General features: G+C 69.3%; 1 pseudogene. It reads left to right on the top strand.

Annotated features, from left to right (window positions below):
• Positions 1 to 258: 258 nt before the first annotated feature.
• Positions 259 to 1,326 (top strand): annotated as a pseudogene (locus ACL02U_RS32820) (IS110 family transposase).
• Positions 1,327 to 1,347: the final 21 nt, after the last annotated feature.

Genomic DNA, 1,347 nt, shown 5'->3' with positions numbered 1-1,347 from the left:
CCTTCATGCCTCTGTCGAGCCACACCGCGCGGGTGTCGGCCGGCGGCGGCACGCTATCAGTGAGCCAGCCCGAGGGCGGCAAGGAGCACTGCGGGCCCGTGCCGACCGACACCCTGGACGCTACGGCTGCAGACCGAGCGTCTGCGGTCGATTCAACAAGTCAGGAGCTTGGGCGAGAAGCCCCCGTCACTGCTTTGTCCGCCGCCCGGCCGACGCGTGCTGCCCCGTGAAACAACTCGGAAGGACAGCACCCCCATCATGGCCGATCAGCGCCCGGACGTCTTCGGAGGCGTGGACACCCACGCCGACACCCACCACGCCGCCGTCGTCGACCCCATCGGCCGGCATCTGGGCGATGCCCAGTTTCCCACCACAAGCGATGGCTACCGCGCGCTGCTGGCCTGGCTGCACTCCTTCGGGACCGTGCTCGCCGTCGGCGTGGAAGGTACCGGGTCCTACGGCACCCAGCTCGCACGCGTCCTGGTGGCCGCGGGTCTACAGGTATTCGACATCAACCGGCCTGACCGGCGCATGCGTCGCTAGTTGGGCAAGTCCGACCCGATCGACGCCTATGCAGCCGCCGAGGCGGTCGCCTCCGGACGCGCGGGCGTCCTCCCCAAGGCCCACGCCGGTGCCGCCGAGGCACTGCGCGTCCTGCACAACGCCCGCACCTCGGCCATGAAGGCCCGCACGCAGTCCATCAACCAGATCCGCAGCCTCCTGGTCACCGCGCCCGACACCCTGCGCGGCCGACTCCGCGCTCTGGCGACAGCCGAGTTGATCAGCATGTGCGCCGGACTCCGACCGGCACCGGACCTGGCCGACCCCACAGCGGCGGCCAAGTTCACCCTGCGCCGTCTTGCCCGTCGCTACCAGGATCTGACGCGCGAAATCAGCGACTACGACGCCGAGTTGAACACATTGGCGACCCAGGCCGCGCCGACGCTGCTGGCCGTCAACGGTGTCGGGCCCGAGACGGCCGCCCGCCTCCTGGCGGCCGTCGGCGACAACCCCGAGCGCCTGCGCTCCGAGGCTGCCTTCGCCCATCTGTGCGGTGCCGCACCTTTGCCCGCCTCGTCCGGCCGGCGAGACCGCCACCGACTGAACCGTGGAGGTAACCGGTCCGCCAACGCCGCCCTCTACCGCATCGTGGTCGTCCGCATGCAGCACGACCGTCGCACCCGAGAGTACGTCGCCCGGCGCACCGCGCAGGGACTACAGAAGAAGGACATCATCCGCTGCCTCAAACGCTACATAGCCCGCGAGGTCTTCAGGGCGCTGACCAGCACGAACATCACGAAAGCCAACCTCGTACAGACCGCTTGACACGAGATAGGAGCTTCTCCG

This window comes from Streptomyces sp. MS06, from assembly GCF_047200655.1.
Lineage (GTDB): Bacteria > Actinomycetota > Actinomycetes > Streptomycetales > Streptomycetaceae > Streptomyces.
The sequence above is the reverse complement of the archived record's forward strand: the minus strand, read 5'-3'. Positions and strand labels throughout refer to the sequence as shown.